This window comes from Agrobacterium sp. O3.4, assembly GCF_041414895.1.
Classification (GTDB): Bacteria; Pseudomonadota; Alphaproteobacteria; order Rhizobiales; family Rhizobiaceae; genus Agrobacterium; species Agrobacterium cucumeris.
Genome location: NZ_JALPZP010000007.1, coordinates 115,914 through 142,063 on the forward strand (window position 1 = coordinate 115,914; position 26,150 = coordinate 142,063).

The following is a 26,150-nucleotide window of genomic DNA, read 5'->3' on the forward strand; positions in this document are numbered from 1 at the left end:
CACGATGGATATTTCCCGACTGACCGCAGATGAAAAGCGCCAGCTTCTGCAGCGCATGATGGCCGGACAGCAGGCATCCGAAAAAAAGAACTTCCGCCTGAGCCATGCTCAGGAACGTATCTGGTTCGTCGAGCAGATGCAGCCCGGCTCAGGCGCATATTCGATACCTCTGGCCATCAGGCTGAAAGGTCCGCTCGACCGGGACAGGCTGAAGACCTGCTTCGATATCGTCGTAGAGCGCCATGAAAGCCTGCGGACGGTTTTTAAGGTGCTTGACGGAGAGCCGTTCCAGGTCATTTCCCCCCGGTCAACGGCAGACTTCAGTTTTCACCAACCGGGCGATGACGAGACCGCACGCGATGCCGCCATAAGCCGCTTCGCGCGGGAGCCGTTCGAGCTCTCGCAAGGTCCGCTGTTTCGCGTTGGCCTGTTTTCCGTTGCACCTGACGAGCATATCCTCGTCATGGTCATCCATCACATCATTTCCGACTACGCCTCGTTGCAGATCCTCATCGACGAGGTCCACAGGCTCTATAGCGCGTCCGGATCTCCTGCCACCGGCCAGCTTCCGGCACTCGATATCCAGTATCGCGACTATGCCGAATGGCAGCGCAACGGCACTGCGGAGCTTTCCGGCCAGGTCGATTACTGGCGCGAACAGCTTCGTGATGCACCGCTGCTGCTTCAACTTCCGTTCGATTTCGCCCGGCCGGTGACGCAGGCGTTTCGCGGCGCCCGGCACAAGTTCCACCTTGGGCCGGAACTCTCCGCCGCCATCAAGGATCTGGCGAAAAGCCGGAAACTGACGGCATTCATGGTGCTGCTGGCGGCCTATCAAATTCTGCTCGCCCGCCTTTCGAGATCCGACGACATCTGCATCGGCACGACGGCATCGAACCGCAACAGGGCGCAGACCCGCAACCTCATCGGGCTGTTCGTCAACAATCTCGTCATGCGGACGCGTCTGCAACCGAATGACACTTTCGATGCGCTGCTCGAACGGGTTCGGGAGACGACGCTTGAAGCCCTTTCGAACCAGGATGTCCCCTTTGAGCAGGTGGTGGATGCGCTGAATGTCGAGCGTGACATCGGCCATAACGCCCTCTTCCAGTCGACTTTCGTGCTTCACAACGCCTCGGGTGGAACTTTCGACCTCGGCGATATCAAGGTCACGCCGATCGCGCTCGATTCAGGCGCCTCGCGTTTCGATCTCAGCCTCGACATGCATGAGGGACGAGGGAGCGAAGGTTTCAGCGGCATTTTCGAGTTCAATACCGAACTTTTCCTGCCTGAGACGGTGGCACGCTTCTCAGACTATTTCATGAGACTGCTCGGCGGGCTCGTGTCGAATCCCGGCGGTCGCATTGCCGAAATCGACCTGCTGGACGAGACAGAGCATGCGGCTATAGCGGCTGCCAACCGGACGACCACCGCCTTTCCATTGAGAGATGTCGCAGCGCTGCTGGAAGATACGGCGAAGGCGCGCGGCTCGTTTGCGGCCGTGCGCTGCGGCGACCGGCAATACTCCCATAGTGATATCAATGATGCCGCCAACCGCGTGGCGTCCGGTTTGCGTGATCGCATCGGCAACGGCAAAACCCATCCCCGCATCGCCATTTGCCTGCCTCGTTTTGAAAACCTCATCATCGCCATCCTCGCGGTGCTGAAACTCGGTGGCCATTATGTGCCTCTCGACCCCGGTCAGCCGGCGGAACGGCGCGCGCTCATTCTCGAGGACTGCAGGCCTGACATCATTCTCGTCAGCGAGGCTGACGATGACGCTACGAAAGCGGCATATCCATGCGATTGCATGGCGATTGAACCTCTGCTGCGCGCAACCGGCTCCTTCAGCAATCCGCACCGAGAGACGTTGCCTGACGATCTGGCCTATATCATCTACACATCGGGTTCGACGGGCAGGCCGAAAGGCGTGCCGATCCGACAGAAAAGCCTGGTCAATCTTCTGACCAGCATGGCGAGACGGCCGGGCATGTCTGCGGAAGACCGGTTCCTCGCCGTCACCACACCGGCCTTCGACATTGCCACCCTCGAGCTTTTGATGCCGCTCATGGTCGGCGGCCTGCTGATCATCGCCGAAGCCGATGATGTCTATGACGATATGGCCCTTTCGGAGCTTATCCGGAACCATGACGCGACGATGATGCAGGCAACCCCCGCGACATGGCGACTGATGGCAGATGCCGACTGGAAGGCTCCGGCGGGTTTCAGGATGCTTTGCGGCGGCGAGGCGCTCGAGCCGGGCCTTGCCCGCCGCCTGCTGGAGACCGGTGGCGAATTGTGGAACCTCTACGGCCCGACCGAAACGACGATCTGGTCCACCTGCACTCGCATAACCCCCGAACATCTGGAACTCCCTGCCCTGCCGATCGGCGAGCCGATCGCCAACACGCAGCTGCATTTGCTCGATGACGCGCTTATGCCGGTGCCCGCAGGCGTTGTCGGAGAACTGTATATCGGTGGCGAAGGTCTGAGCCCAGGCTATTTCAACCGGGACGATCTGACGTCGCGCGCATTCGTTCAAGGCCCAGCCGCAGGCCCGAACGGTCGGCCTGAAACGTCAAGGCTATACCGAACCGGTGACCTGATGCGGCGTTCCGCCGCCGGGCACCTTCTTTATGTCGGCCGCGCCGATTTTCAGGTCAAGCTTCGCGGTTTCCGCATCGAACTCAGCGAGATCGAGGCGATCCTTGCCTCGCAGCCATCCATCGAGCAGGCCGTCGTTACCCTTTGGCAGGATGAGGAAGGCTCGGGCACCCTCGTCGCCTATTGCCGCCGTGGGACTGGCGTGGTGGACGAGGAAGCGATCCGCACAGCGCTCGCGTCACAGCTTCCCTCCTACATGCTTCCCTCAGCCTATGTCTGGATGGACAGTTTTCCATTAAACGCCAATGGCAAGATCGATCGCAAGCGACTTGAGCGACCGAAACAGATAATCTCGTCAGCCGCCTATGCCGCTCCGCGCGACGGCACCGAGCAGATGGTTGCGGCCATATGGCGTGAATTGCTCGGCGCCGAAAAGATCGGCCGCGACGACAATTTTTTCACGGTTGGCGGCCATTCCCTGCTGGCGACGCGGATGCTGGCGCGTTTGCGGACGTCATTTGCCGTTGACCTGCCGCTGCGCACCATTTTTGAGAAACCCAGACTTGCGGAATTTGCCGGTGCCATCGATGCGCTGGTGGCCATCACCGGACGCGGATCGGAAGCGAGTTCATCCGGACTGGCAAAGCGGAACCATACCGGCCGAACACCGCTATCGCATGCACAGAACAGGCAATGGGCGCTGGCGCAGCTTGAACCGGACAGCCCGCTTTATAATATTCCGTTTGCCCTGAAGATCAGGGGACCGCTCGATTTCGCAATTCTCTCGCATGCGCTGGAACTGACGGCGCAGAGACAGGATATCCTGCGCGGCCGGTTCGTCTCCGTCGATGGCAAGCCATTCGTCGAGACTGACCCCGAGATGATATTCCGGATCATGCCGGAAGAGATCGGCGAGAGGGAACTCGAGGCTGCCCTGCTCGATTGCGCGCGCCGGCCATTCGATCTTGCCGTTGCGCCGCTGCTGCGCATTCACGCCTTCCGCACCGGCCCGCAGGACCATGTTCTGCTTTTCATATTGCACCACATCATCGGTGACGCCCTTTCAGCGGAAATTCTGCTCAACGACGTTGCCGAGTTTTACGGGTCCCTCTTAAAGAAAACCGCACCGCCAAGCGGGGCGCTGCCGCTGCAATATGCGGATTTTGCAATCTGGCAGCGGGAACAGGACACGAAGGACGAGGTCGATTACTGGCATAAAACGCTTGCCGGCGCTCCGCCGCTGCTGGAGTTGCCGACGGATTTTGTGCGGCCCGCCATACAGGGCTTCTCAGGTGACAGCATTCGCTTTTCGCTCGACGCAGTTTTGCTCGCAGGATTGCGAAAACTCTGCGACCGCGAAGGCGCTACCCTATTCATGGGAATGCTGACGGCGTTCTCGACGCTGCTCCAGCGCGCCAGCGGCATGCGCGATATCGTCATCGGGACACCGGTATCCGAGCGGTTCCACCCCGATCTGGAAAACATCATCGGGATGTTTGCCAATACGCTGGCGATCCGATTGCAGACCCAGGGCGGTGAGAGCTTCAATAACGCACTGAAGGCAACCCGCGACACGGCATTAAGCGCTTTCGCCAACCAGGCCGCGCCGTTTGAGAAAGTGGTTGATGCGCTCTCACTACCCCGGACATGGAGCCACAACCCGCTGTTCCAGGCCATGCTCGTCTCGACCGTCGAAACCCGGCGTGAAGCCATTTCGCTTGCCGGCATGGATTGGGAAAGACTGGTGCTTCCCGATACGTCGTCGCGTGTGGACCTGACATTGTTCATCCATGAAACGGCGCACGAACTTTCATGCCGTCTGGAATATCGCAGCGATCTTTTCCGCCGCTCAACCATGGAATCTCTTGGTGATGCGCTGGTCGCCCTGCTTGAAAAGATTGTCGAACATCCTGATGTGCCACTCGACAGGCTCTCCCTGCTGTCGGGCAGCCAGCAGAAAAGGCTGCGGCAATGGAACGAGACGGAGGCGGCATTTCAGCCGCAGCGGCGCTGCCTGCACGACTTCGTGAAAGCGAGTGCTGACGCCAATCCGCAGGCAATAGCAGTCACTGATCAGGACCAGAGCCTGTCCTATGCCGAACTTGACCGAAGAGCCGACCGGCTCGCCAGCGGGCTCACCGCAGCCGGCATAAGCAGTGGGAAACGCGTCGGCATTCGCCTTGAAAGAAGCGTGGGGCTGGTGGTCGCCATATTGGCCGTTCTTCGCACCGGCGCGGCCTATGTTCCGCTCGACCCGCGTTACCCCGCCGACCGCATAGAATTCATCGCCGCGGACGCCGATCTGGCACTCATTCTGATCACGACAGAGGATGATATTTCGGCTGCCGGACAGAATTTCCGCTGCATGACGCCGGGTATGGTGGAAAGTCTGGCAGGCGGCGCCGTGCCGACGCCAGCGACGTCAGGCTCCGATCTTGCCTATATCATCTATACATCAGGTTCGACCGGCAGGCCGAAGGGTGTGGCCATCGAACATCGCAACGCCGTTGCTTTCGTGCAATGGTGCCTGCACAGCTTCACCGGCGACCAGCTGTCCGGCGTGCTCGCCTCCACCTCGATCTGCTTCGACCTTTCAATCTTCGAAATATTTGCGACGCTTGCAGCAGGCGGGCGTATCTTCATGGTGGACGACCTCTTCGCCTTCCCGAGCGCACCGTTTTCAGGTGAAGTGACGCTGGTGAATACGGTTCCGACGCCGATGTCCGAACTGCTCAAACTCGGGCCCCTGCCGGAGAGCGTGAAAACGGTTTGCCTGGCGGGAGAGCCGCTGCCACGTGAACTTGTCGCGCGGATATACGCCAACGACCATGTCGAAGGCCTCTATAACCTGTACGGCCCCTCGGAAGACACGACGTATTCGACGGTGGCGCCGGTGCCCAAATCGGGAGAATGGTTCGGCATCGGCGTGCCGATTGCCAATACCCGCGCCTATGTGCTCGACGGCGAGTTAAACGAGGTGCCGGTTGGAGTTCCCGGTGAATTGTTCCTGTCCGGCAGCGGGCTGGCGCGTGGCTACTGGAACCGGCCCGGCCAGACGGCCGAGCGTTTTCTGCCCAACCCTTTTGCCGATTGCGGCGAACACCGCGTCATGTATCAGACCGGCGATATCGTGCGCAGACGTGATGATGGTGGCCTCGATTACATGGGGCGCGGCGACCGGCAATTGAAGCTCAACGGTTTTCGTATCGAACCGGGTGAAATTGAGGCCGTATTACTTCAGCAGGACGGGGTGCACGAGGCCGTGGCCGGGCTCTGGCGCGACGCTTCCAATCATCCGCGCCTGGCAATGTGGATTGCCGGTGATCCTGCCCTCGAAATCGCCAAACTTGTCGCAATTCTCCGGCAACGCCTGCCCGAGCATTTCATTCCCGTGCTTGCGACCAGGCTCGACGCGCTTCCACGCCTGCCGAATGGCAAGCTGGATAGATCCGCGCTGCCGGACCCGGCAGCCCATGGCGAGCGCTCCGGTGAAATTGCAAGTCCGCTCAATGATCAGGAAGACGTGCTGGCGCAGATATGGCAAGGCTTGCTCGGCTGCGGAGACATCCGGCGAAACGACAATTTCTTCTCGCTCGGCGGCGATTCCATCCTTGCCATCCAGCTGGTTTCACAGGCCCGCCAGAAGGGGTTGAAGATGACCCCGCGTGACGTGTTCCTCCACCCCACGCTCGCATCGCTCGCAGAAGCGACATGCACGGAAAGCACTGCGACGGCCGAAAAGGGTGATGCCGATGGCGAAGCTACGCTCGGCGCGATTCAGCGCTGGCTTCTGGATCAGGACCTGCCCGATCTCTCCCACTGGAACCAGGGACTGATCCTGAAACCCACCCGATCTCTCGATCTCGACCGGCTGGAAAAGGCGATCGCCAGAGTTCTCAACGAACATCAGTCGCTTCGCGCCCGATTTTTGCGTGAAAACGGGCAATGGCAACAGAAATTCGCCCCCATTTCGGCGATGCTCCTCATGCAACGACTGGCCGCCACGGATGAGAACGACGTCACGGATTTTGCCAGAAAGCTCCACGCCGGCTTCGACCTTGGTGCCGGGCCTCTTTTCGGCGCGATTTTCGCGACATTGCCCGATGGTTCCGGGCGCCTCATCCTCGCGGCCCATCACCTCATCGTCGATGGCGTGTCCTGGCGAATGATCGTCGCGGATATCGAGCGGCATTATCTGGAAACGGGCACCATCCGCTCCGGCGCGGTCGCGGCGGGCAGCTGGAACAGCCGGCTTTCACGGTCGGTGCTTTTCGATGGAGAGGAGGCATATTGGCGCGGCATCTGCGAAGAAGACGTGCAGGCGCTGCCGCTCGACAACCAGAGTGGCAGCAATACTCAATCGGATGCGGTGACGTACCGCCAGACGATCGATGCCGAAACAACAAGGCAACTGCTTCGGGATGTGCCGGAATGCTTCAGCATCGCCTCGAACGAAGTTCTGGTCGCAGCCCTTTATCTGGCGCTGCGGCAATGGAGCGGAAAGCCACGCCTGCGCCTCGAAATGGAAAGCCATGGCAGACCGCACCTGTTCGAGGATATCGACGTTTCCGAAACGGTGGGGTGGCTGACCGCGCTTTATCCCGTGTTGTTCGATACGCCCGATGACGCTACGCCAGACCGCCTGCTTCTCGACGTCAAGGACACCCTGCGGCGAATTCCCAATAATGGCGTGGGTTTCGGTGTTCTGAAATATCTTCGCAACAGGGGTGAGCATTTGGACTACGGCCAACCGCAGGTCCGCTTCAACTATCTCGGCCAGATGGATGCCATGTTCGGGGCCGACAGCCTGTTTGCTCCCTCCGGCATAACCTCCGGTCCAATGTACGGCCCCGGCAACCCGCGCGATACGATCCTCGAGATCAATGCCATGGTGGTGCGCGGCGAATTGCAATTGCAATGGGTCTATGGCGCGCAGCTGCATTCCGGGGACACCATCAAGATGCTGGCCGGCCATTTCCGGGACAATCTCGAAACGCTGATCCAGCATTGCCTTGATGGTTCAGGTGCTGGTTACAGCATTTCTGATTTCCCGTTGATGGATCTCGGCCAGGACGAACTCGACAATCTGCTAAAGAGCTTGTGACACAATGGACAATCGCCCGCTTGAAAGCCGCCGCCGCCCGGCTATCGAAAACATCTATCCGCTGTCACCGATGCAGGAAGGATTGCTGTTCCACTCCATCGCCACGCCTGACGAAGGCGTCTACGTGCCGCAGATCGTCCTGCAACTGAGAGGCGCGATCGATCCGCAAATCATGCATGATTGCTGGAGCGAGATGGTGTCGCGCCATGCCGTTTTGCGCACTACATTTCACTGGGAAGAAAGAGACGAACCCTTTCAGGTGGTCCACAGCGATGCCAGCCTTGCCTTGTCGCAACTGGATTGGTCCAGTCTTGATGTAGAGGAGCAGCAAAGACGCCTCGGCGCGCTTCTGTCCACCAACCGGCGGCAGGCTTTCGATCTGAAGACCGCTCCGCTGGTCCGCCTGCAATGGATCGACTATGGCGGGGAAAATTCGCGGCTGGTACTTCAGTATCATCACATTATTCTCGACGGATGGTCGGCGGGCCGCATCGTCGAAGACGCCTTCAGGACCTATCAGAGACGGTGCGGCTCATCACGTCCGCCGCTACCCGCACCACGGCCCTATGTGGATTATATTGCCTGGCTGAAAAGCAGGAAACGTGAAGCGACGCGTGCTTTCTGGACGGACTACACTGCCAGGATCGACGGACCGTGCAGGATTACCCGCGACGCTACCGGCGGCGAGGCGGATTTCTCCAGTCATAACCTCACCTGCGATCCCGCAGTCTCCACGCAGGCGGCAAAACTGTGCAGGGACATGGGGATTACCCCCAATACCCTGCTGCAGGCCGCACTTGCCATCGTCATGGCCCGAAAAACCGGCAACAGACATGTCGTCTTCGGTGCGACAACGGCCGGGCGTCCACCAGAACTACAGGGTGTGGAACACATGGTCGGCCTGTTCATCAACACGTTGCCGGTGTGCATCGACGTTGAAAATGGCAACCTTGCCCCATGGCTGCAGACATTGCAGAAACGCCAGTCCGCCTGTGCGGAGCATGACTATCTGCCGTTGCGCGAGATACAGGCCGGGCGGGGCGATCTTTTCGACTGCCTGCTGGTCTTTGAAAACTATCCCGTGCCCCGAGACATATCGGCGGAAGCGACATTCGCCGTGACCGGCGTCGACGTCGATGAATGGACCCATTATCCCCTCACCCTGTTTGCCGCTGCCGACGCCACGAAGATCGCGATTTCCGCCCGATACGACAGGCGCAGCATTGCCGTGCAGGAGGTAGAGGCTTTCCTGAATGAGCTGGGGGCGACAATCGGCGAGATGGCCAGCGGCACTCCAACGGTTCCGCACGTATCCGATACGGATGCAAGGCCGGTGCGTATCGACAGGCCTGCGCAGCCTTCGGCGGAAACACGCAATGATCAACCCCCTTCCGCTACCGCCTGGACGGAAACGGAAGAAAGGATCGCCCGGATATGGGCAGAGGTTCTCAAAGTCGAGGCCGAGCGCAATAGCGATAATTTCTTCGACCTCGGTGGCCATTCGCTTCTGGCTGCCCGGGTCGTCAACCGGGTGCGGCGAGAATTTGCGATCAATTTTCCCGTAAAAGTCCTGTTCGACCGTCCGGTCCTTGCGGCATTTGCAGCATTCATCGACGCGCTGAAAGCAACCGCCGCGCCCGTGGGCGAACACAATGCGATTGAAATATGATACAAGGACACACAATGACAGTTCGTCCCAGGTTGATCTGCCTTCCGCCAGCCGGTGCCGGCCCGAGCCTGTTCCGGTCATGGGTTCATTCTGAGAGCGTTTTTAACGTCACCCCAGTCGCCCTGCCGGGTCGCGAAGCGCATTTCACCAAGCCGCTGCCGCGCGATATCCAGAGCCTTGCGGAACATGTGGGACACGAAATCTCCGGGCTGCTTCATGCTCCCTATGCCCTGTTCGGTTACTCCATGGGCGCTGTGGTGGCCTATGAGCTGCTCCGGCACCTCTCCATCCGGGGCCTGCCGCTCCCGGAAGCACTCTACGTTCTGGGCTCGAACGCGCCCGACCGTGTTCTCGAAGGGCGTGAGCCCATTCACGTCATGACGCGCGAGGATTTTCACCAGTCGCTGGTCGAAATCGGCGGTACGCCGGACGAGATATTACGCGACACCGAGGCGATGGCTCTGTTCGAACCCGTTCTGCGCAACGATTTTCGTATTTGCGAGACTTATGAATTTACGCCCCCGCATGTCCCTGTTACGCTTCCGGTACATGTATTCGTGGCCGATGCCGACCATCTGGTCAGCTGGAATGCGGCGCGTGCGTGGGAAAGCTGTATCGGTCAGGATGTCACCATGCATCGGATCGAAGGGTCGCATATGCTTGCTCCGCAAGCGTTTGCGCACTTCATCGGCAGACTGGGCCAGCTGTGGCAAACCGATGTGATGCAGGCAGGGGCTGTTTCAGCGAGAGAGGCATGAGCCTGATTTGAGATGCGAATCTGACGGATGCGGCAGACAATGAGACATCATGAAACTGCCGGCGTCCCCGAAGCCAGCGATATTCTGACGGAAGCGACCGTTCTCCAGCAGTCCATGTGGCCCGAAGTGCCGTGCAGCACCGGCGCGATGCTTCCCGGCTGGACAACCGCTGCCGAGCTGTTTTCCAGCCCTTTGGCATTGCAGGAATTCCTGGATTATGAAGGGTCGTTCGATCCCGGCGTCGACCTCAAAAGCCGCGCCGCATTTCTGATGAGCGACTATTGCTACATCTTCTTCATGGCCACCGTTCCGTTGCTGGTTGGCCGCGGCATCGTGCCTGATATGTCGCCTGATGCCTTTTCGCTGCAGTTCTATACCCATCATGGCGAGCATGATGGAGAGCCGATGACGGTGCGGCGGGCCCGCGTGAGGCTGTTGTCACCGCAGATTTTTGCGGATCGGGATGACGGGCCGCATTCGACGGTCACGGACCACGCAGGCCTCTGCGAGCATTTCAGGATGGGCGTCGAGCAACATTTCCATCCGCTGGTGGAAGCATTGGCAAAAAGAACCGGCTTTTCGAAGAATGCGCAGTGGCGGCTGGTGGGAGACGCCATCGCCGGCAGATTTCTTGACGTCGGAAGACGGTTCGGCTGTCTCGCCGATGCGCTGTCGACGGCAATGGCGATCGTCAAGGTACAGGGATCGCCGCTGAACAACCGTCAGCTGGGGTATTTCGACCTTACCCTGCATGACAGCGCATTGAAGGAACCATTCACCTACACGTTTCGCGCGCGGGGCGGATGCTGCCGGTACTATACCGTTGAGGGTGCGGAAAAGTGCCCGACCTGCGTATTGAAGTCCAGCGATGAACGGGACGCCTGTCTGCTGCAGGAAATGCGCGCCCATTTCTGCCTGAAGTAGAATTATTATTTTCATAAATTTATTTCGACTTGAGAGTCCCATAGCCCCTTCCCTGTTCGTCTTCAGCATGAGTGGGCGGATATTGCCGCCTTTTGTCTGAATAGCTTATCGAGCGCGCGGGAGCGGGGGCTTCAATGGAATGCAAGGGAATTAACGGCAGAACGGCTCGAACCGGTCTGGCTGGATGGGTGGCGATGCTGCTCGCAACTTCGGTTTCTGCTCTGGCCATGCATGTGCCGGCCGCAGCGCAGGGCACCGGTCAGGCAAGCGCCTCGCCACGACAGATTTCGATTGCCGCAGGGCCGCTCACCTCCGCCCTCAATCAGCTTGCCACACAAACCGGCCTGCAGATCATGTTTGACGGATCGGTTGCCAATGGCAAAAGGTCCCGCGGTGCCTCCGGCAATCTGACGCCGTCCCAGGCGCTTGACGCAGTGCTTGCCGGCACCGGCGTCCAGTCGCGTTTCGCCGGTCAAAATCAGATCGTCCTCAGCGTTGCCGCAAATAATACCGATGCGGTCGGCAGCGACGGCACGACGGTGCTGCAGGCGATCACGATTTACGGCGCCCGCAATGCCACGACGCTGGCCAGCACGTCTTCGAGCATAGGTATCGTCACCGCGCAGGAAATTGCCGATGGGCAGATACACAGTTTTCGCGACAGCTTCCGGCGCATGGCGAACGTGATGGATGCCGACTGGGTGGATGGCGGCTTCATCATTCGTGGCGTCAATTCGGAAGGCCTGGTTCCCGGCGGAGCGCCGCTGGCGTCGCTTTACGTCGATGGCGTTCAGCAGACGGTGCGCGGCGCACGGCGTGGCGCGCGCGGATTGTTCGACGTCGAGCAGGTCGAGATCTATCGTGGCCCGCAGTCGACCCTTTCGGGACGCGCCGCCATGGCCGGTGCAGTCTACATCAAGACCAAGGATCCGACCTTCGAGAAGGAAGCCGAGGTTTCGGCCACGATCGGCACCGGCAATCTCTACGGCACCGCATTCATGGTCAATACGCCGCTGATGGACGACCAGCTTGCCGTTCGCATCTCCGGCGAAATCCAGAGAAGCGAAAACGACATCAACTATCCGACCTTCGTGGGTTACGATCGATATAACGATTTCACGCACGATCTCTATTACCAGATCCGCGGCAAGGTGCTGTTCGAACCGGCGGAAATGCCAGAAACGCGCGCCCTCTTCAGTTACTCATTCTCCCATGACGACCCCTATGTCCGCGACATTGGCGGCCCGGCAGGCGCGTCGCGCTTCCGTTTCGATGAGAAACGCGGCGATTATCAAATCCCTGCCTACATAGAATATCGCCCGACCGAAGTGCATAATGTCGGACTGGAAATCACGCATGATTTTTCAGACGAGTTGAAGCTGACCTCCCTTTCAACCTTCAGCTATTCCGACACCGACCGCTTCTCGCCCAACTATGGGACTGCGGGCGAAATCAACACCTATCATGGATACTACAAGGAATTTATCGCCTCGCAGGAGCTGCGCCTCAACTATGAAGGCGACAGATGGGACTGGGTCGGCGGCGTCTATTTCTCCTATGAAGACGAGAAGAATTTCTACGACCGTACCATTCCGCTAAGCGCCACCGTCAACCGCAACCAGTTCCAGCGCAACACACAGAAATCGTTCAATGCCGCCCTGTTCGGCGAGGCGACATATGAATTCATTCCGACCTGGAAAATCACCCTTGGCGGACGCCTGGACTATACGGATCAGGACATAACCCAGTATCTTCTGCGGACGCAGCCGCTTGGCGGCACCCGCACGGTTCTGACGGACTATGCGGCATCCTTCCACGAAACCAACTTCGTGCCTAAAATCGGTCTGTCGAAGGAACTGACCGACACCCAGACTGTCGGGGTTACCTATTCCCAGGGGTTCCGGACAGGCGGCGCGAGCTACGATTCCTTCCGGCGCACTTCCTACACCTACGAACCCGAAACGGCCTCCACCTATGAACTCTTCTACAAGGGAACATTCCTGGACGACCGGCTGACCCTGAACTCCAACATCTTCTACACCAAATATTCGGACCAGCAGGTCCAGATGCAGCTCGATCCCACGGACGCAACGACCCGCCGCATCATCAATGCCGCATCGTCGGAAGCATGGGGCTTCGAGTTCGAGCCATCGTTCAAGGTAACCGACAATCTCGAGACCTTCGCCTCGCTCGGTTATGTCCATACCGAGTTCAAGGACTTCAACGACCTTGCCTACGGCAATCTGTCCGGCCTGCCCTTCCCGGAAGCGCCTGAGTGGTCACTCGGCCTTGGCGCCCGCTACACCTTCGATAATGGCGTCTATGTCGGCGCGGACGCGAAATATACGTCGAGCTATCTGGCACGGCTGGGCAGCCTGCCGCACGACTATCTCGACAGCCGCTGGATCGTGAACCTGCAGGCCGGCTACAAGACCGAGCGGTGGGAACTCAACGCCTTCGCACAAAACCTTCTGGACGAGGAATATTTTGTCTACAACGACAATGATGTCGCCGCCACGCTCGGCGAGCGCCGCAGCGTCGGTCTGAACCTGAAGGTCAAATTCTGATCCATTTCCTGCGCGGCTTCCACGCCGCGCAGGTTTCCATTTCTGGAGTAAAGAATGATCCTGCGATCGTTTGTCATCTTGCTGATCGGGCTTTTTGCCTCCGGTGCCTCGGCGCAATGTCCGGGCAAGTCGGTTACATCAGGGGTTTATGACGCCCCCCTCTGTGTGCCGGATGCACCACGCAGGATCGTCGCGCTTGATCCGTTCTACAATCTGGGAATGGCGCTAGAGCTGGGCCTGCCGCTGGTCGGCGCGCCGCTTTTGACCGTTCAGGACCGCGACCTGAAGAAAAAGGCCGAGGAAGCCTCCGTCTCCGATATCGGCGACGCGCGTCAGCCGAGCCTGGAGCGCATCGTCGCCCTGAAACCCGATCTCATCATCGGCGACGCAACGCTGCATGGCCAATCCTACCAGAACTTCGCCAAGATCGCGCCGACCGCCCTCATCGACGCAAAGGACTGGAAGGAACATTTCAGCACCCTGGCGATGATTACCGGAAAAAGCGACGATGCGACCCGAATGCTGGCGGGCTACGAACAACGGGTCGTCGCCATCAGAAACAAGACAGGCTCCCGCACGATGTCGGTTCTGCGGGTAACACCCAGCGGCTTTCATCTCTATCTCGACGGCCCGGCCGCCTATGCGCCCTATGCGGTTCTGCGTGATGCGGGCGTCAAGCGAAGCGCCTACGAAACGACGCAGGATAATACCGTCTTCAAGCGGCCGGAATGGGAAGACCTCGCCCTTCTCGACGGCGACATCCTCCTTTACGTCGTTGCCGCCGGATATGACGCGAACCAGGACGATGCGCTTGCCGCACGCACGACCAGCAACCCGTTCTGGCAAATGTTGCCGGCGGTCGCCTCTGGAAACGCTCACCGGGTCACACGCGAAACATGGATGGGCTTCAACGGCATCGGCTCCGCAAACCGGGTTCTCGATGACATCGAACAATATCTGCCGGGCAAACCGTGATACCGTTTCGCAGACCGTCAGGAGCAGACACACCGATTCATTTCCGCCGTGCAGAGTTTTCCTGTGCGGCACTGCTCATTCTTGCAATCGCATGCCTGCTGGTTTCTGCGGTCGTGGCCATAACGGCCGGGCCAAACCCCATGTCGCCGTCAACGGTGCTGTCTGCAATCTTCCGCTTTGACGGCTCGCGCGATCATCTCGTCGTGACATTGCTGCGCCTGCCCCGCGTTGCAGCGGCGATGATCGCCGGAGCCGGCCTTGCGGTATCAGGCGCAATCATGCAGGCGGTAACAAGAAACCCTCTCGCGTCGCCGGGTCTTCTTGGCATCAATGCCGGTGCAGCCTTCGCGGTCGTCGCCAGCCTGACGATCCTTGGCGCTTCGGGTGGCAATGCGCAGGTCTGGTATGCTTTTGCCGGTGCGGCACTCGCAGCACTGTGCGTTTTCTTCATCGGTTCCGTCGGCCGCATCGGCGCGACCCCGCTGGCGATGGTACTGGCCGGGGCGGTGGTCGCAACATTCCTCACCTCGCTTACCACGGCAATTCTGATCTTCGACCAGACGACACTCGATGCGGTACGCCTGTGGACCGTCGGTTCCTTGAGCGGCCGGACGACGGATCAGGTCATCACCGTCATGCCTTATTCGCTTGCCGGACTGTTCGGATCACTTGTCCTTGCCCGACATCTGACGACCTTGAGCCTTGGAACCGATGTCGCCACCGCGCTTGGCCAGAACCCGGCCCTCTGGCGCAGCCTGTCGGTCGTCGTCGTCATTCTCCTGTCCGGCAGCGCCGTCGCACTTGCTGGACCGGTCGGCTTCGTCGGTCTCGTTGTGCCGCACATCGTGCGCCTGGCAATCAGCGTCGATTACCGCTGGGTCGTTCCCTTCAGCGCCGTCATCGGAGCGACCATGGTGGTCGTCGCCGATCTCGCCGGACGGATCATCCTCGCCAACCAGAGTTTTCCTGTTGGCGTCACGATGGCGCTGATTGGAGCGCCGTTTTTCCTCTGGCTGGCGCGTTATCGCACGGGGGCAGGCAAGCCGTGACACGCGCGATAACTGTTCTGATCATTCTCAACCTGCTGGCCGTGGTTGCTGCAATGATGTGGGGCGACCAATCGATTGCCTGGCGTGACGTTGCCAATGCGGTCATCGGCGGGGCCTCATCCGACCTGCAGATGATCGTCATCGAATTCCGGTTATCGAGGGCGATCCTGGCCCTGCTTGCGGGGGCAGGCCTTGCCGTTGCGGGGACGATTTCGCAAACCGTCATGCGCAATCCCCTGGCGGAACCCGGCGTTCTCGGCATCAATGCCGGCGCAGCGCTTTTCGCAAGCGTGGTGATCATCGTTTTTGCCGATGTCTCACCAGCCGTTCTGCCGTGGGCGGGCTTTGCGGGGGCCGTCACCATGGCGGCGGCGGTTTACGCCCTGTCCTGGAAACGCGGAACCTCCTCTCTGCGGATCATCCTTGTCGGCATCGGCTTAAGCGCGCTTGCCGGCGCGGGAACCAGCTTTCTGACCGCATTCGGCAATGTCGTTGATGTTCAGCGGGCGATGATCTGGCTTTCGGGCAGTGTTTACGGCGCCGACTGGAGCAAGGTCCAAAGTCTACTGATCTGGCTCGCGGCTCCGCTCGCCCTGAGCTGGTTCTCCTGCCGGCAACTGGATCTCATCCGTTTCGGCGACGATGTGGCGACGGGCTTGGGACAGAGGGTCAATCTCATGCGGGCATTCCTGATATTGCTCTGCACGTTGATATCGGGAGCGACCGTCGCCATGGTCGGGCTGGTGGGTTTTGTCGGACTGATCGCCCCGCATATTGCAAGGCGGATCGCCGGCCCTTCCCATCGAGCCCTCATTCCCGTTGCCGGGCTGACGGGCGGTCTTCTGCTGTTGATCGCCGATATTGTCGGCCGCACGGTCATCGCACCGGCGCAGCTGCCGGCCGGTATCGTCACGGCCCTGCTAGGTGCTCCATTTTTTGCCTATCTTCTGAAGGGCCGCAGGCATGTCTGAACACTATCGCCTCGCGACACGAGCGCTTTCCCTTGGATATAATGGCTCCGTCATCGTCGACGACCTGAACCTGGAAATCCCATCCGGGCGCTTCACCGTTCTCGTCGGCCAAAACGGCTGCGGCAAATCCACGATATTGCGCGCGCTTGCCGGGCTTCTCGCCCCGATGAAGGGAGAGATATTTCTCGACGGCAGGCCGACACGCAAAATGCCATCGCGGGAACGGGCAAAACAGATTGGCGTCCTCACGCAGGGGCCGCAGGCCCCGGAAGGGTTGACGGTCGCCGAGCTGGTCCGTCAGGGGCGTTATCCGCATCGCAGGCTTTTCGAGCGATGGTCCGGCCGTGATGAGGATGCCTGCGCCCATGCCCTTGATCTGACCAACATGACGTCGCTCTCCGGCCGACAGGTGGAATCCCTGTCAGGCGGCCAGCGACAACGCGCATGGATCGCCATGGCGCTCGCCCAGGAAACGGACATTCTTCTTCTCGATGAGCCGACGACGTTCCTCGATCTCGCCCACCAGATCGAGATACTGGATCTGATCCGGCAGCTTGTTCATGATCGGGGTCGCACCATCGTCGCGGTGCTCCACGATCTCAATCAGGCTGCCCGTTACGCCGATGAGATTGTTCTCATCAGGGATGGCAGGATATTTGACGCCGGAACGCCAAGCGCCGTCATTACCGACAGGAATGTTCTCGATGTGTTCGGCGTCAACGCCGTCATCATGCCGGATCCGCTTTCGGGAACGCCGATGTGTGTCCCCGTCCCATCCCGCAGCTGAGGCGAGCTGCGACCTGTGGCGGCCTCGCAACATTGGTTAGCTTTTTCGTAAATTACAATCCTGCCTCGCGCATCCCCACGCCTTCCTCCGTAAGGCCAAAAGATGTAATGAATCCAGACATAAACATGATAAAAAATATCCTCTTTTTGGCGGTGAAGGATTTTTTCTCGGTACAAACCGTAAATCATTGCACTTGCATCGCTTTTTACCCACCAGTAGAAATTCCTCCACGGCGATGATGGGTCAAAACTCTGCTGCCGGATGATGACTTGGGTCGGACGAAGGCCTTGGAGAGCTGCGGTTTGCGCTCCTTGTTCGCCCCTTCAGTTGTCGCAGATTGCAGCTTGCGGAGGATCAGGAAAGCGATGCGGACGTCGACGGCCAGCCTCAATGAAAGTGACGGAACCGACCTGCTGAACAGGGCGATCGTCGAGCATTACGGCGACATCATCAAGGCAGTGGGCGGACGCAGCCGGTCAGACGGGGCCGCGCGGGAAATCGTCCACGATCTCTACGTAAAACTGGCATTGCAGCCGGACGCGCTCTCCGGCAAACGGTCGATAAAAGCATTTCTGTGCCGCGCCGCATCCAATATGCGGATTGACCGGATCAGACGCGAGCAGTTCGAGTCCCGGCTTTTCTCCGGCTCCGATGAAGATGCAAGGGCAGTCGTCGCGATGGACAGCGCTCCCGATCAGGGACTGGCTGTCGAGGCGCGGCTGGCGATCCTGAAACAGGCCATTGCCGACCTGCCCGAAAAACGGCGGACGGCATTCGTGCTGCACAGGCTGCACCATCTCTCACCGGACCAGATTGCCGCAAAGCTGAAAATTTCACGCAATATGGTCGACCGGCACCTCAGGCGCGCGCTCAGCCATTGCCTCGACCGCCTTTTCGAAATGGAGTAAACATCCCAATCCACGCAGTTCATTCGTCTACACATTGGAGAGCATAATTGGAGCGTTCCGTGCAACGTAGACGTCTGACGCGCGATCAGCGCAAGCGAAACAGAGATGCGGCCGACTGGGTCTTTCGCAACCGAGACCCAGAGCAGCCCGAAACGGAGCGGGCGGAGTTCCGTCGCTGGATGGAGCAGGACCCGGAGAACTGTCGGGCCTACACGGCTGCGAAGCGCATTCTCGGCGAAGCGAGAACTGCGATCCGCTCCGATGCCGGGCTTCGTGACATGCCGGTTGAGACCTCACCACGCGGGCGCAACGCGATCATCTCTTCAATCGTGGCAATCATTTCGGCCGGCGCACTCTTCATCGCCCTGGATGGCCCCATGCGTCTGAGCGCGGATGTCATGTCCGGTGCCGGCGAAATGCCGGAAGTCACGCTGGAAGATGGTTCGCGGGTCCAGTTAAACGCATCGTCGGCAATCGCACTCGATTTCACCAGCGGTCGAAGGACGGTTCGGCTCCTGCGCGGGCAGGCCTTCTTCCAGGTGGCTCCGGATGAAAAACGTCCCTTCTCCGTCAGCACCGAGGATACGCTGGTCACAGCCCTCGGCACGGCTTTCGATGTTCGCCAAAGCGCGACGGACACGCGTGTTGCCGTAACGGAACATTCCGTAAGGGTAGAGTTCAAGACTGAGGGCAGTACCCCGGTGAAAATCGCGGAAGGTGAAGAAATGCTTCACCTGAACGAGACAGGCGAAAGCACGATCCGGAAAACCGATGCCGCGACCGCTCTCGCCTGGCGTCGCGGCCAGCTCACCGTGGACAACGTGCCGCTTTCCTATGTTATCGAGGAAATACAGCGGCATTTCCGCGGGCGCATCGTCATAGGAGACGAAGCGACCGCTCGACGGGTCGTCAGCGGCACGCTCTTCGTTACCGATACGGAGGGGGCGCTGAACTTCCTGCGCACCGCCCTCAAGGTTCAGACATACAAGATTGGCCCCATCATCGTCGTAACGTCCTGAGCCGATTGGCCGGGCTGCGGACTGTCCGCAGCCCCGATTTTTCCGTGGGGATATCGGATCGCGTTCACTTCTGAAAGAAGTGGATCACGCCCCGCCCGCTCGCCTGAAATCTGGCGGTCAGGCGCGCATCACTGCCTATCGCGCGGCCTGCGCGTATTTGATGGAATCCGCCAGAATATCCAGCCCGAGATCGATTTCGGCATCCGACACGGTCAGCGCCGGAGCGATGCGGAAAACGCCGCCCATGCCGGGCAGCTTGACGATATTCATGCTCATGCCGCGCAGCATCGCTTCCTGCATGATGCGCGCACCGAGTTCGAAACCCGGAGCCTTCGTATGCCTGTTGGCCACGACTTCCAGCCCCAGCAGCAGCCCGCGACCGCGCACGTCGCCGACGCATTCGAACCGCTGCTGCAAGGATAAAAGCCCGTCCTTCAGGCGCTTTCCGCGGGCAATCGCCTGTTCCACCAGACCGTCACGCGCCACCACATCGAGGACCGTCACACCGACAGCCGCCGGCAGCGGATCGGACACATGCGTCGTATAAAACAGGAAGCCCCTCTCGAAGGCTTTCTGCTCCACCTCGGCGCTTGTCAGCACGGCTGCAAGCGGCAGGCCGGCGCCCAGCGTCTTGGAGAGCGTCATGATGTCGGGCGTCACGCCATCGCGCTGGTAGGCGAACATGTGCCCCGTCCGGCCGACGCCGGTCTGGGCTTCGTCGAGGATGAGCAGCATGCCGCGCTCCTCGCATTTCTTCTTCAGGGCGGCGAGATAACCGAGCGGCAGTTCGAGAATACCGCCGCTTGAGAGGATAGGCTCGGCAATGAAGGCGGCGAGATTGCCGGTCGACTGGCGATCGATCAGTTCGAAGGCATCGTCAAGCTCGGCCTGCCAGTCATTCGATCCATCCGGGTTGCGGAAGCGTGGGCGGTAGGCATTCGGGGCCGGAATGACCAGCGAACCGGCTGTTGCCGGGCCATAGCCCCTGCGGCCGGCACTATAGGTGGCCGATGCCGCAGCGCCGGTCATGCCATGCCAGCTCTGGGCAAACGCCACGACCTCGTGGCCGCCGGTGACAAGCTTTGCCATGCGGATCGCCGCTTCATTGGATTCCGCCCCTGTCGTCAGCAATTGCACACGGTCGAGACCGGGCGCCAGCGCCGCCAGCCGTGCCGCAAGTTCGACGACGGGGCGCGACAGCATGCCGGAGAAGAGATGCGCAACCGAGGCCATCTGCCGGTTGACGGTGGCGACAATATCCGGGTGGGTGTGCCCAATCAGGGCGCTCATCTGGCCGGAGGTGAAATCGAGAATAGCGCGGTCATCCGCATCATAAACAAAACTTCCCGCGGCGCGTTCGACGATGATGTCTTCGAAGGCCGGCCCATAACGGGTCAGGTGTTTGTTGGCGGCGGCCCAGAAGGCCGGTTCATCGTTCAGCGAAATGGCGTTTTTCGAAATGTTGTCCATGACACGTTCCCCAAAGAGGTGATCCTGAAGAACGGTAACAGGCCCTTGCGCAGGCAGTCCAATTGATAGTATCTGAAGCAGATATCGATAATTTTGATATCTCCATGCTCGACCTTACGCTTCTCAAGAACTTCGTCATCGTCGCCCGCGCCGGCTCCATCAGTGTTGCCGCCATGCAGGTCGGGCGCACGCAATCGGCGCTCAGCACGCAGATGCAGCGGCTTGAGGAGCAGGTGGGCCACAGCCTGCTGCAACGAACGGGTTCCGGGGTGCGGGTGACTGCCGCGGGAGAAAAACTGCTTGCGCATGCCAATGCGCTGCTTGCCCGGCACGATGAAATCCTTGCGGATATGAGCGAGGCTATCCTTCAGGGGACCGTCAGCCTTGGATGCCCGGAGGACTATTCCATCGCCTTCCTGCCGGAACTGCTGCGGGGCTTCTGCGCAACCTACCCGAAAGTCGACCTGCGGATGGTCTGCGCGCCAACCATAGAGCTGCATCCGCTGCTGCGCCGCCGGCAGATCGACATGGCGCTGGTCTCACAGGCCGATCCTGATCATCCCGAGGTTCTGCGCAGGGAGAGTTTCGTCTGGGTGGCGGACAGGCCGGAACCCGACCTGCTGTCCAAGGACGTGTTGCCGCTGGCGCTCTCGGCACCGGCGACGCTTGATCACCGCGCGGCCTGCGATGCCATGGAAAGCGCCAATCGCCGCTACCGTGTCGCCTTTGCCAGCACCAGCCTTTCAGGCCTCATCGCCATCGCCCGCTCCGGCCACGCCATCAGCGTGCTGACGAAAACAGCCGTTCCGCCCGACCTTCATATCGTCAGCGATGGCCTGCCGCCGCTGCCGACGATCGGAATAGCCATCGCATTTTCCGATCCCCAGACATCATCGGCGGCCAGGGCGCTTGGCGATCACATTCGTGCGGTTCTTCCGGGCCTCAGTCTCTAGCGTGATTTCCCCTGGGCCGGAGCGCCGAGGCTGAGGAGATGATAAAAGACAATGGCGCCGATCGTCGCCGTGCCGATACCATCCAGCGTGAAACCGCCGACATTCAGCTTGAAGTTGCCGGCACCCAGCACCAGCGCGATACCCACGGTGATGAGATTGCGCGGCTCGGAAAAATCGACCTTGTTCTCGACCCAGATGCGCCCGGCGGTCGCCGCGATCAGGCCGAACACCACGACGGACAGGCCGCCGATGACGGGCCCCGGTATCGTCTGGATCAGCGCGCCGAATTTCGGCGAGAAGCCGAGAATGATGGCAACCAGCGCCGCAACGATGAAAACCAGCGTCGAGAAAATGCGGGTAATCGCCATGACGCCCATGTTTTCGGCATAGGTCGTCATCCCGGTTCCGCCAAACGCGCCGGAAAAGATGGTGGCGATGCCATCACCGATGAAGGCGCGGCCGAGATAGGGATCGAGATTGCGGCCGGTCATCGCGCCGATCGCCTTGATATGCCCGAGATTTTCCGCCACCAGAATGACGACGACAGGCGCGATCAGCGCGATTGCCGAGGCAGAAAATACCGGCGTGGTAAATGTCGGCAGTCCAAACCAGGATGCGGCCGCAACGCCTGAAAAATCCACGGGCTTGCCGAGACCGAAGCCGTTGGCCAGCACCAGATAGGCGATATAGGCAATGGCGCCACCGAGAAGGATGGGCAGGCGCCGCGCCATGCCGGGCGCATAGACCGCGATTGCACCGACGGATGTGACGGTCAAAATCGCAATCCAGCGCGACAGCTGGTCGCCATCGGGATTGCCGGGGCCGGTGCCGGAGGCGCTGGCTATGGCAATCGGCGCAAGCACCAGACCGATCGCCGCAACGATGGCACCGGTCAGGACCGGCGGCATCAGCCGTTCAATCCAGTTGTGGCCGGCAATCATGACGATAACGCCGATCAGGGCATAAAGCACGCCCGCGGCAATGATGCCGCCAAGGGCAAGCGCGATATTCGGGCTCGCCGCACCGGCTGCGGCACCGGTTGCCACCAGCACGGGACCGATGAAAGCGAAAGACGAACCGAGATAGCTCGGCACGCGGCCACCGACGGCGATGAAGAAGATCAGCGTCGAGATGCCCGAAAACAGGATGGAGACGTTCGGATCGAACCCCATGATCAGTGGCGCAAGCACCGTGGAGCCGAACATGGCGACAACATGCTGCAAACCGAGAACCGCGGTCTGCCCGGCGGGCAACCGCTCATCCGGCATGATGCGCCCTTCGGTTTTCAGTCGCCAGCGCGGAAAATAGCCACCTGTATCGCTCATCGTCGTCTGTCCCCCAGAAAGCGGCCGGCGCGATTTGACGAACGTCCCTGTTGCAGATCGCAGCCGCATAAAAGATTTGTCTTTATGTGATATGCGACCGTCGTTCCGGGCCGAATCGGTGGCGGCGCATCCTGTCTTCGGTAGCGCGATTGCCGGCTGCTGTCATCGGGCATCAAGGGGTTACCCACCCCTCAGTTCAGCCAAACCGGCGAACGGGTTCAATCTCACAGATCGATGTCATCACCTTGCCGCGCCCTTCACCCTTGGCGCGGTAAAGCGCTTCGTCAGCGCAGCGGAAGGCCTCGTCGCAGGACGTTTCCGCCCCGATGACGCTGCTCAACCCGAAGGACGCACCGATGATCATCATGCTGTCATCGACAACATAGGGCTCGGAGAGAAGTAGGCACAGCTGCCGGCAGCGCATCTCGGCTTCGGCAAGGGAAATGGCGGGCATCAGCACGGCAAACTCGTCACCGCCCAAGCGGAACACCACGTCGCGGTCGTGACAGGCAGCGCGAAGGCGGGTGGCAACCGCCTTGAGCAAGGCATCCCCGGCGGCGTGTCCGTGGCTGTCATTGATGGCCTTGAAACCGTCGAGATCAAGACAGGCGACAGTCAGGTCTCCCTGCTGCGACAACCTTGAGAATTCGGATGCGACGAGCGACCTGTTGGCCAGCCCGGTGAGGAAATCATGAGTAGCTGCGTGTCGCATCTGTCTTTCGGCCTCGACAAGCGAATGAACCGCACGGCGGGAAATCCGCACCGCGAAGATGCCACCGGCTATGAGGACGACAAGAACCGTGACGGCAAGCGGCATGGACTGACGGAGCAGATCCCGCGCCGGGGTCAGCGGTTGCCAGGACAGCGCCTGTGCCTGACCATTCGGCCCCATGGCAATTTCCACCCTTGCGCGGTCTGCCGGAACGCTGCCGGCCGGCCCGACGGAAGCATCGTCCAGAAGGAATCGGTTTCCGAGAAATTCCTGCAGGCTGCCGCCGATGGGGATTGCGGAAATGAGCACCGGCGCCCGTTCACCCCGGGGTGTCGCCGTCCTGAAGTCCGACTGGAAGAGGCTGGCTGTCAAAAGGACGGCGTCATCACCGATCACTTCGATCTTGCTGAAGGCGATCGGCTGCGGAATGCCCTCCGGCCTTTCGCCGCGTTCCTTCTCGCGCACGGCATCCACAAGCGAATGCGCGTCCTGCGTAACCACATCCGCGCCGCGGGCAAAAAACGGGCGTTGCAACACCTCGTCATCCGTCTTCGAATAGATCAGATCGCCGTCGCCGTTGAGAATGCTGACGAAACGTGTACGCGAAGTGCCGATGAGCGACCGTCCGATGTTCCGGTCGGTCCATTCCGGATCGAATGAATTGTCGATCTTGGCGATGGATTCATCCCAGATCGTCCATGCGGTCAGCGCAAACTCCACTTCGGAAATCCATATGGAGATATTGCGTCCTACCAGGGTTTCCTGCCGCTCGCGAAGCTCCGCATCGAGACGCGCAACACCATAATAGGGAATGGCCGCCAGCCCTGCCAGCAATATGGCGATAAGCACTGCGGCCGGTCCGGCAAGCCTGAGTTGGGTGAAACGCATCGTCATCTATGGTCCGATTATTTGTCGGATGTCATTTTCGACAAGGCACGTTTCACCGCGGTTACCGCAATGGGAATTTCAAGCGGGTCGGTTAACACTTGGTTCCCGACACTGGCAGGCGCTTTCGGCGGGAACGAGGCTTGTCGCCTCCGCGGCGATGCGTAGCCGGTCGTGATCGACGTTTCCACGCCATTACTCAGCCACAGCTTGCCGCACCCTCATATTGTTCAGCTGCAACAAAACCGCGAATGCTGCCGTGCTCATGATCCCGTGCACCGCAAACACCGCCTGCGGGCCGATACCGCCCATCAACGCCGCCAGAACCGGGGGAGCCAGGGCATTGATAAGGTTCATCGGCAGTGCGATGGTAGCCATCGCGGCCGCGTAGTCGGATTTTTCAAAAAACACCAGCGGCATGGTTGCCCGCGCCACCGCGAAAGCCCCGCTACCGACGCCGAACAACATGAGATAACCACCCACGGCGAGAAACCCCGCTCCTCCGAGCCATATCGCAACAAGGCCCACGGGGATCATCGCACCCGATACGACCGCAGTGGACAATCCGTCCCATCTTCGCCCGCACACGAGATCGATGACGCGACCGCCAACCTTGAAAACACCAAGCAGCGAGGCGACAGCGACAGCGCTTGCAAGTTCCATTCCCATCGCCTGCAAAAGCTGTATGCCAATGGCATCAATGCCAAAGGTGACAAAGCTGTTCAGGGCGATGGCAGCGACCAGGAACATGAAGACCCGTCCCTTTCTCCGGTTGCCATGACCCGCTGCCGCAGGAGCCGCTTGATGTGTAGCCGGCAAACCGAACAATACCAGCGGGCAGACAACCATGGTCATGGTGCCGGCATAAACGAGGACAACAGCGCGCCACCCCAACCCATGGTCAAGGAACGTGGTGACTGGCCAGAAGATGCTGCCGGCGAGGCCGGTCACCAGCATAAGTGTCCCAATCAGGCTGCGTGCCTGATCCTCGGCATATTCGGCAATATAGGCATAAGCGGAGGTTGTGAGGAACATCGCCCCCGCAAGCCCTGTCAGGGCCCAGCTCATCCAGAACATCGTGAGGTTCACAGACAAGCCAAGCAGGGAGAGGCCTAATCCCATGAGGCCGGCGCCGGCCGCCATGACCCGCCGCGCGCCAAACCGGCGGAACGCCCGACCGACCCACGGCGCGGCAAGTCCCATAGCCCCGAACATGACGGAGGTTCCAACAAAAACCGATGGAAGGGAGGTCGCAAACTCCGCCGCGACCGGACCGGCAAGCACCGGCAGGATTCCCACCGAACCCCAGCCGGTAATCTGCGTAAGGGCAATGAGGAGAAGAACATATTGGCGGCGCATCAATGACGCTTAAGGCCGAAGCGTGATGTTCTGATGACAGGCAATCAAGGCTCCTGTTCCCAAAGATGATCGGTCAGCGCAGACGACGCGGGAGCGATGAACTCCCGCGCC

16 protein-coding genes are annotated in these 26,150 nt (G+C 60.2%); 12 read left to right on the forward strand and 4 right to left on the reverse strand.

Features of this window, described 5'->3' with window-relative positions; translation table 11 throughout:
• The first annotated feature begins 4 nt into the window (after window positions 1-4).
• The 11 genes from M0412_RS23075 (at window position 5) to M0412_RS23125 (ending at window position 19,335) form a co-directional block, all read left to right on the forward strand.
• Complete coding sequence (locus tag M0412_RS23075; RefSeq protein WP_269702973.1) at window positions 5-7,708, forward strand: non-ribosomal peptide synthetase; 7,704 nt, start codon at window positions 5-7, stop codon at window positions 7,706-7,708.
• A gap of 4 nt (window positions 7,709-7,712) precedes the next feature.
• Window positions 7,713-9,377 (forward strand): condensation domain-containing protein, encoded by a 1,665-nt coding sequence (locus M0412_RS23080; protein WP_269702833.1) that lies wholly within the window; start codon window positions 7,713-7,715, stop codon window positions 9,375-9,377.
• 14 nt (window positions 9,378-9,391) lie between these two features.
• On the forward strand, window positions 9,392-10,135 hold the full coding sequence (locus tag M0412_RS23085; RefSeq protein ID WP_269702831.1) for a thioesterase II family protein: 744 nt from the start codon (window positions 9,392-9,394) through the stop codon (window positions 10,133-10,135).
• 39 nt (window positions 10,136-10,174) lie between these two features.
• Window positions 10,175-11,059, forward strand: coding sequence for a ferric iron reductase (locus tag M0412_RS23090; protein ID WP_269702829.1), 885 nt, complete (start codon window positions 10,175-10,177; stop codon window positions 11,057-11,059).
• Between the two features lie 134 nt (window positions 11,060-11,193).
• The gene (locus M0412_RS23095) at window positions 11,194-13,626 is read left to right on the forward strand and encodes a TonB-dependent receptor (RefSeq protein WP_269702827.1); all 2,433 of its coding nucleotides are present in this window, start codon (window positions 11,194-11,196) and stop codon (window positions 13,624-13,626) included.
• Between the two features lie 54 nt (window positions 13,627-13,680).
• Window positions 13,681-14,601, forward strand: coding sequence for an iron-siderophore ABC transporter substrate-binding protein (locus M0412_RS23100; protein ID WP_269702826.1), 921 nt, complete (start codon window positions 13,681-13,683; stop codon window positions 14,599-14,601).
• Between the two features lie 35 nt (window positions 14,602-14,636).
• Entirely contained in the window at window positions 14,637-15,650 is a 1,014-nt protein-coding gene (locus tag M0412_RS23105; RefSeq protein WP_371338338.1) for a FecCD family ABC transporter permease, read from the forward strand.
• Entirely contained in the window at window positions 15,647-16,621 is a 975-nt protein-coding gene (locus M0412_RS23110) for an iron ABC transporter permease (protein WP_269702822.1), read from the forward strand. The genes M0412_RS23105 and M0412_RS23110 overlap by 4 nt, the downstream gene beginning before the upstream one ends.
• Entirely contained in the window at window positions 16,614-17,408 is a 795-nt protein-coding gene (locus M0412_RS23115) for an ABC transporter ATP-binding protein (RefSeq protein WP_269702820.1), read from the forward strand. Before M0412_RS23110 ends, M0412_RS23115 begins: the two co-directional genes overlap by 8 nt.
• 365 nt (window positions 17,409-17,773) lie before the next feature.
• A complete protein-coding gene (locus M0412_RS23120) occupies window positions 17,774-18,316 on the forward strand; it encodes an RNA polymerase sigma factor (RefSeq protein WP_110760087.1) in 543 nt (180 codons plus the stop codon).
• A gap of 59 nt (window positions 18,317-18,375) precedes the next feature.
• Window positions 18,376-19,335: a FecR family protein gene (locus M0412_RS23125; RefSeq protein ID WP_269702818.1), complete on the forward strand. Its 960-nt coding sequence runs from the start codon at window positions 18,376-18,378 to the stop codon at window positions 19,333-19,335.
• 135 nt (window positions 19,336-19,470) lie between these two features.
• On the opposite strand, the gene M0412_RS23130 is transcribed toward M0412_RS23125, so the two are convergent.
• Window positions 19,471-20,805 (reverse strand): aspartate aminotransferase family protein, encoded by a 1,335-nt coding sequence (locus tag M0412_RS23130; RefSeq protein ID WP_269702816.1) that lies wholly within the window; start codon window positions 20,803-20,805, stop codon window positions 19,471-19,473.
• Between the two features lie 104 nt (window positions 20,806-20,909).
• On the opposite strand from M0412_RS23130, the gene M0412_RS23135 reads away from it, so the two are divergent.
• Window positions 20,910-21,758 carry a LysR family transcriptional regulator gene (locus tag M0412_RS23135; protein ID WP_269702814.1) on the forward strand — a complete coding sequence of 283 codons (849 nt, stop codon included), beginning with the start codon at window positions 20,910-20,912 and terminating at the stop codon, window positions 21,756-21,758.
• Here the strand turns inward: M0412_RS23135 and M0412_RS23140 are convergent.
• The 3 genes from M0412_RS23140 to M0412_RS23150 all read right to left on the reverse strand — a co-directional run bounded on the left by M0412_RS23140 (window position 21,755) and on the right by M0412_RS23150 (window position 26,039).
• Window positions 21,755-23,083 carry a solute carrier family 23 protein gene (locus M0412_RS23140; protein ID WP_269702812.1) on the reverse strand — a complete coding sequence of 443 codons (1,329 nt, stop codon included), beginning with the start codon at window positions 23,081-23,083 and terminating at the stop codon, window positions 21,755-21,757. The genes M0412_RS23135 and M0412_RS23140 overlap by 4 nt on opposite strands.
• Before the next feature lie 196 nt (window positions 23,084-23,279).
• Window positions 23,280-24,689 carry a diguanylate cyclase domain-containing protein gene (locus M0412_RS23145; RefSeq protein ID WP_269702810.1) on the reverse strand — a complete coding sequence of 470 codons (1,410 nt, stop codon included), beginning with the start codon at window positions 24,687-24,689 and terminating at the stop codon, window positions 23,280-23,282.
• A gap of 186 nt (window positions 24,690-24,875) precedes the next feature.
• Window positions 24,876-26,039, reverse strand: a complete 1,164-nt coding sequence (locus M0412_RS23150) for an MFS transporter (protein ID WP_269702808.1) — start codon at window positions 26,037-26,039, stop codon at window positions 24,876-24,878.
• Window positions 26,040-26,150: the final 111 nt, after the last annotated feature.

Bases quoted from the DNA above. Each gene is read 5' to 3' on its own strand.
- M0412_RS23100 (WP_269702826.1), top strand. From the start codon at position 13,681: ATGATCCTGCGATCGTTTGTCATCTTGCTGATCGGGCTTTTTGCCTCC.
- M0412_RS23085 (WP_269702831.1), top strand. From the start codon at position 9,392: ATGACAGTTCGTCCCAGGTTGATCTGCCTTCCGCCAGCCGGTGCCGGC.
- M0412_RS23130 (WP_269702816.1), bottom strand. From the start codon at position 20,805: ATGGACAACATTTCGAAAAACGCCATTTCGCTGAACGATGAACCGGCC.
- M0412_RS23095 (WP_269702827.1), top strand. From the start codon at position 11,194: ATGGAATGCAAGGGAATTAACGGCAGAACGGCTCGAACCGGTCTGGCT.
- M0412_RS23140 (WP_269702812.1), bottom strand. From the start codon at position 23,083: ATGAGCGATACAGGTGGCTATTTTCCGCGCTGGCGACTGAAAACCGAA.
- M0412_RS23120 (WP_110760087.1), top strand. From the start codon at position 17,774: ATGCGGACGTCGACGGCCAGCCTCAATGAAAGTGACGGAACCGACCTG.
- M0412_RS23150 (WP_269702808.1), bottom strand. From the start codon at position 26,039: ATGCGCCGCCAATATGTTCTTCTCCTCATTGCCCTTACGCAGATTACC.
- M0412_RS23090 (WP_269702829.1), top strand. From the start codon at position 10,175: ATGAGACATCATGAAACTGCCGGCGTCCCCGAAGCCAGCGATATTCTG.
- M0412_RS23080 (WP_269702833.1), top strand. From the start codon at position 7,713: ATGGACAATCGCCCGCTTGAAAGCCGCCGCCGCCCGGCTATCGAAAAC.
- M0412_RS23135 (WP_269702814.1), top strand. From the start codon at position 20,910: ATGCTCGACCTTACGCTTCTCAAGAACTTCGTCATCGTCGCCCGCGCC.
- M0412_RS23115 (WP_269702820.1), top strand. From the start codon at position 16,614: ATGTCTGAACACTATCGCCTCGCGACACGAGCGCTTTCCCTTGGATAT.
- M0412_RS23145 (WP_269702810.1), bottom strand. From the start codon at position 24,689: ATGACGATGCGTTTCACCCAACTCAGGCTTGCCGGACCGGCCGCAGTG.
- M0412_RS23075 (WP_269702973.1), top strand. From the start codon at position 5: ATGGATATTTCCCGACTGACCGCAGATGAAAAGCGCCAGCTTCTGCAG.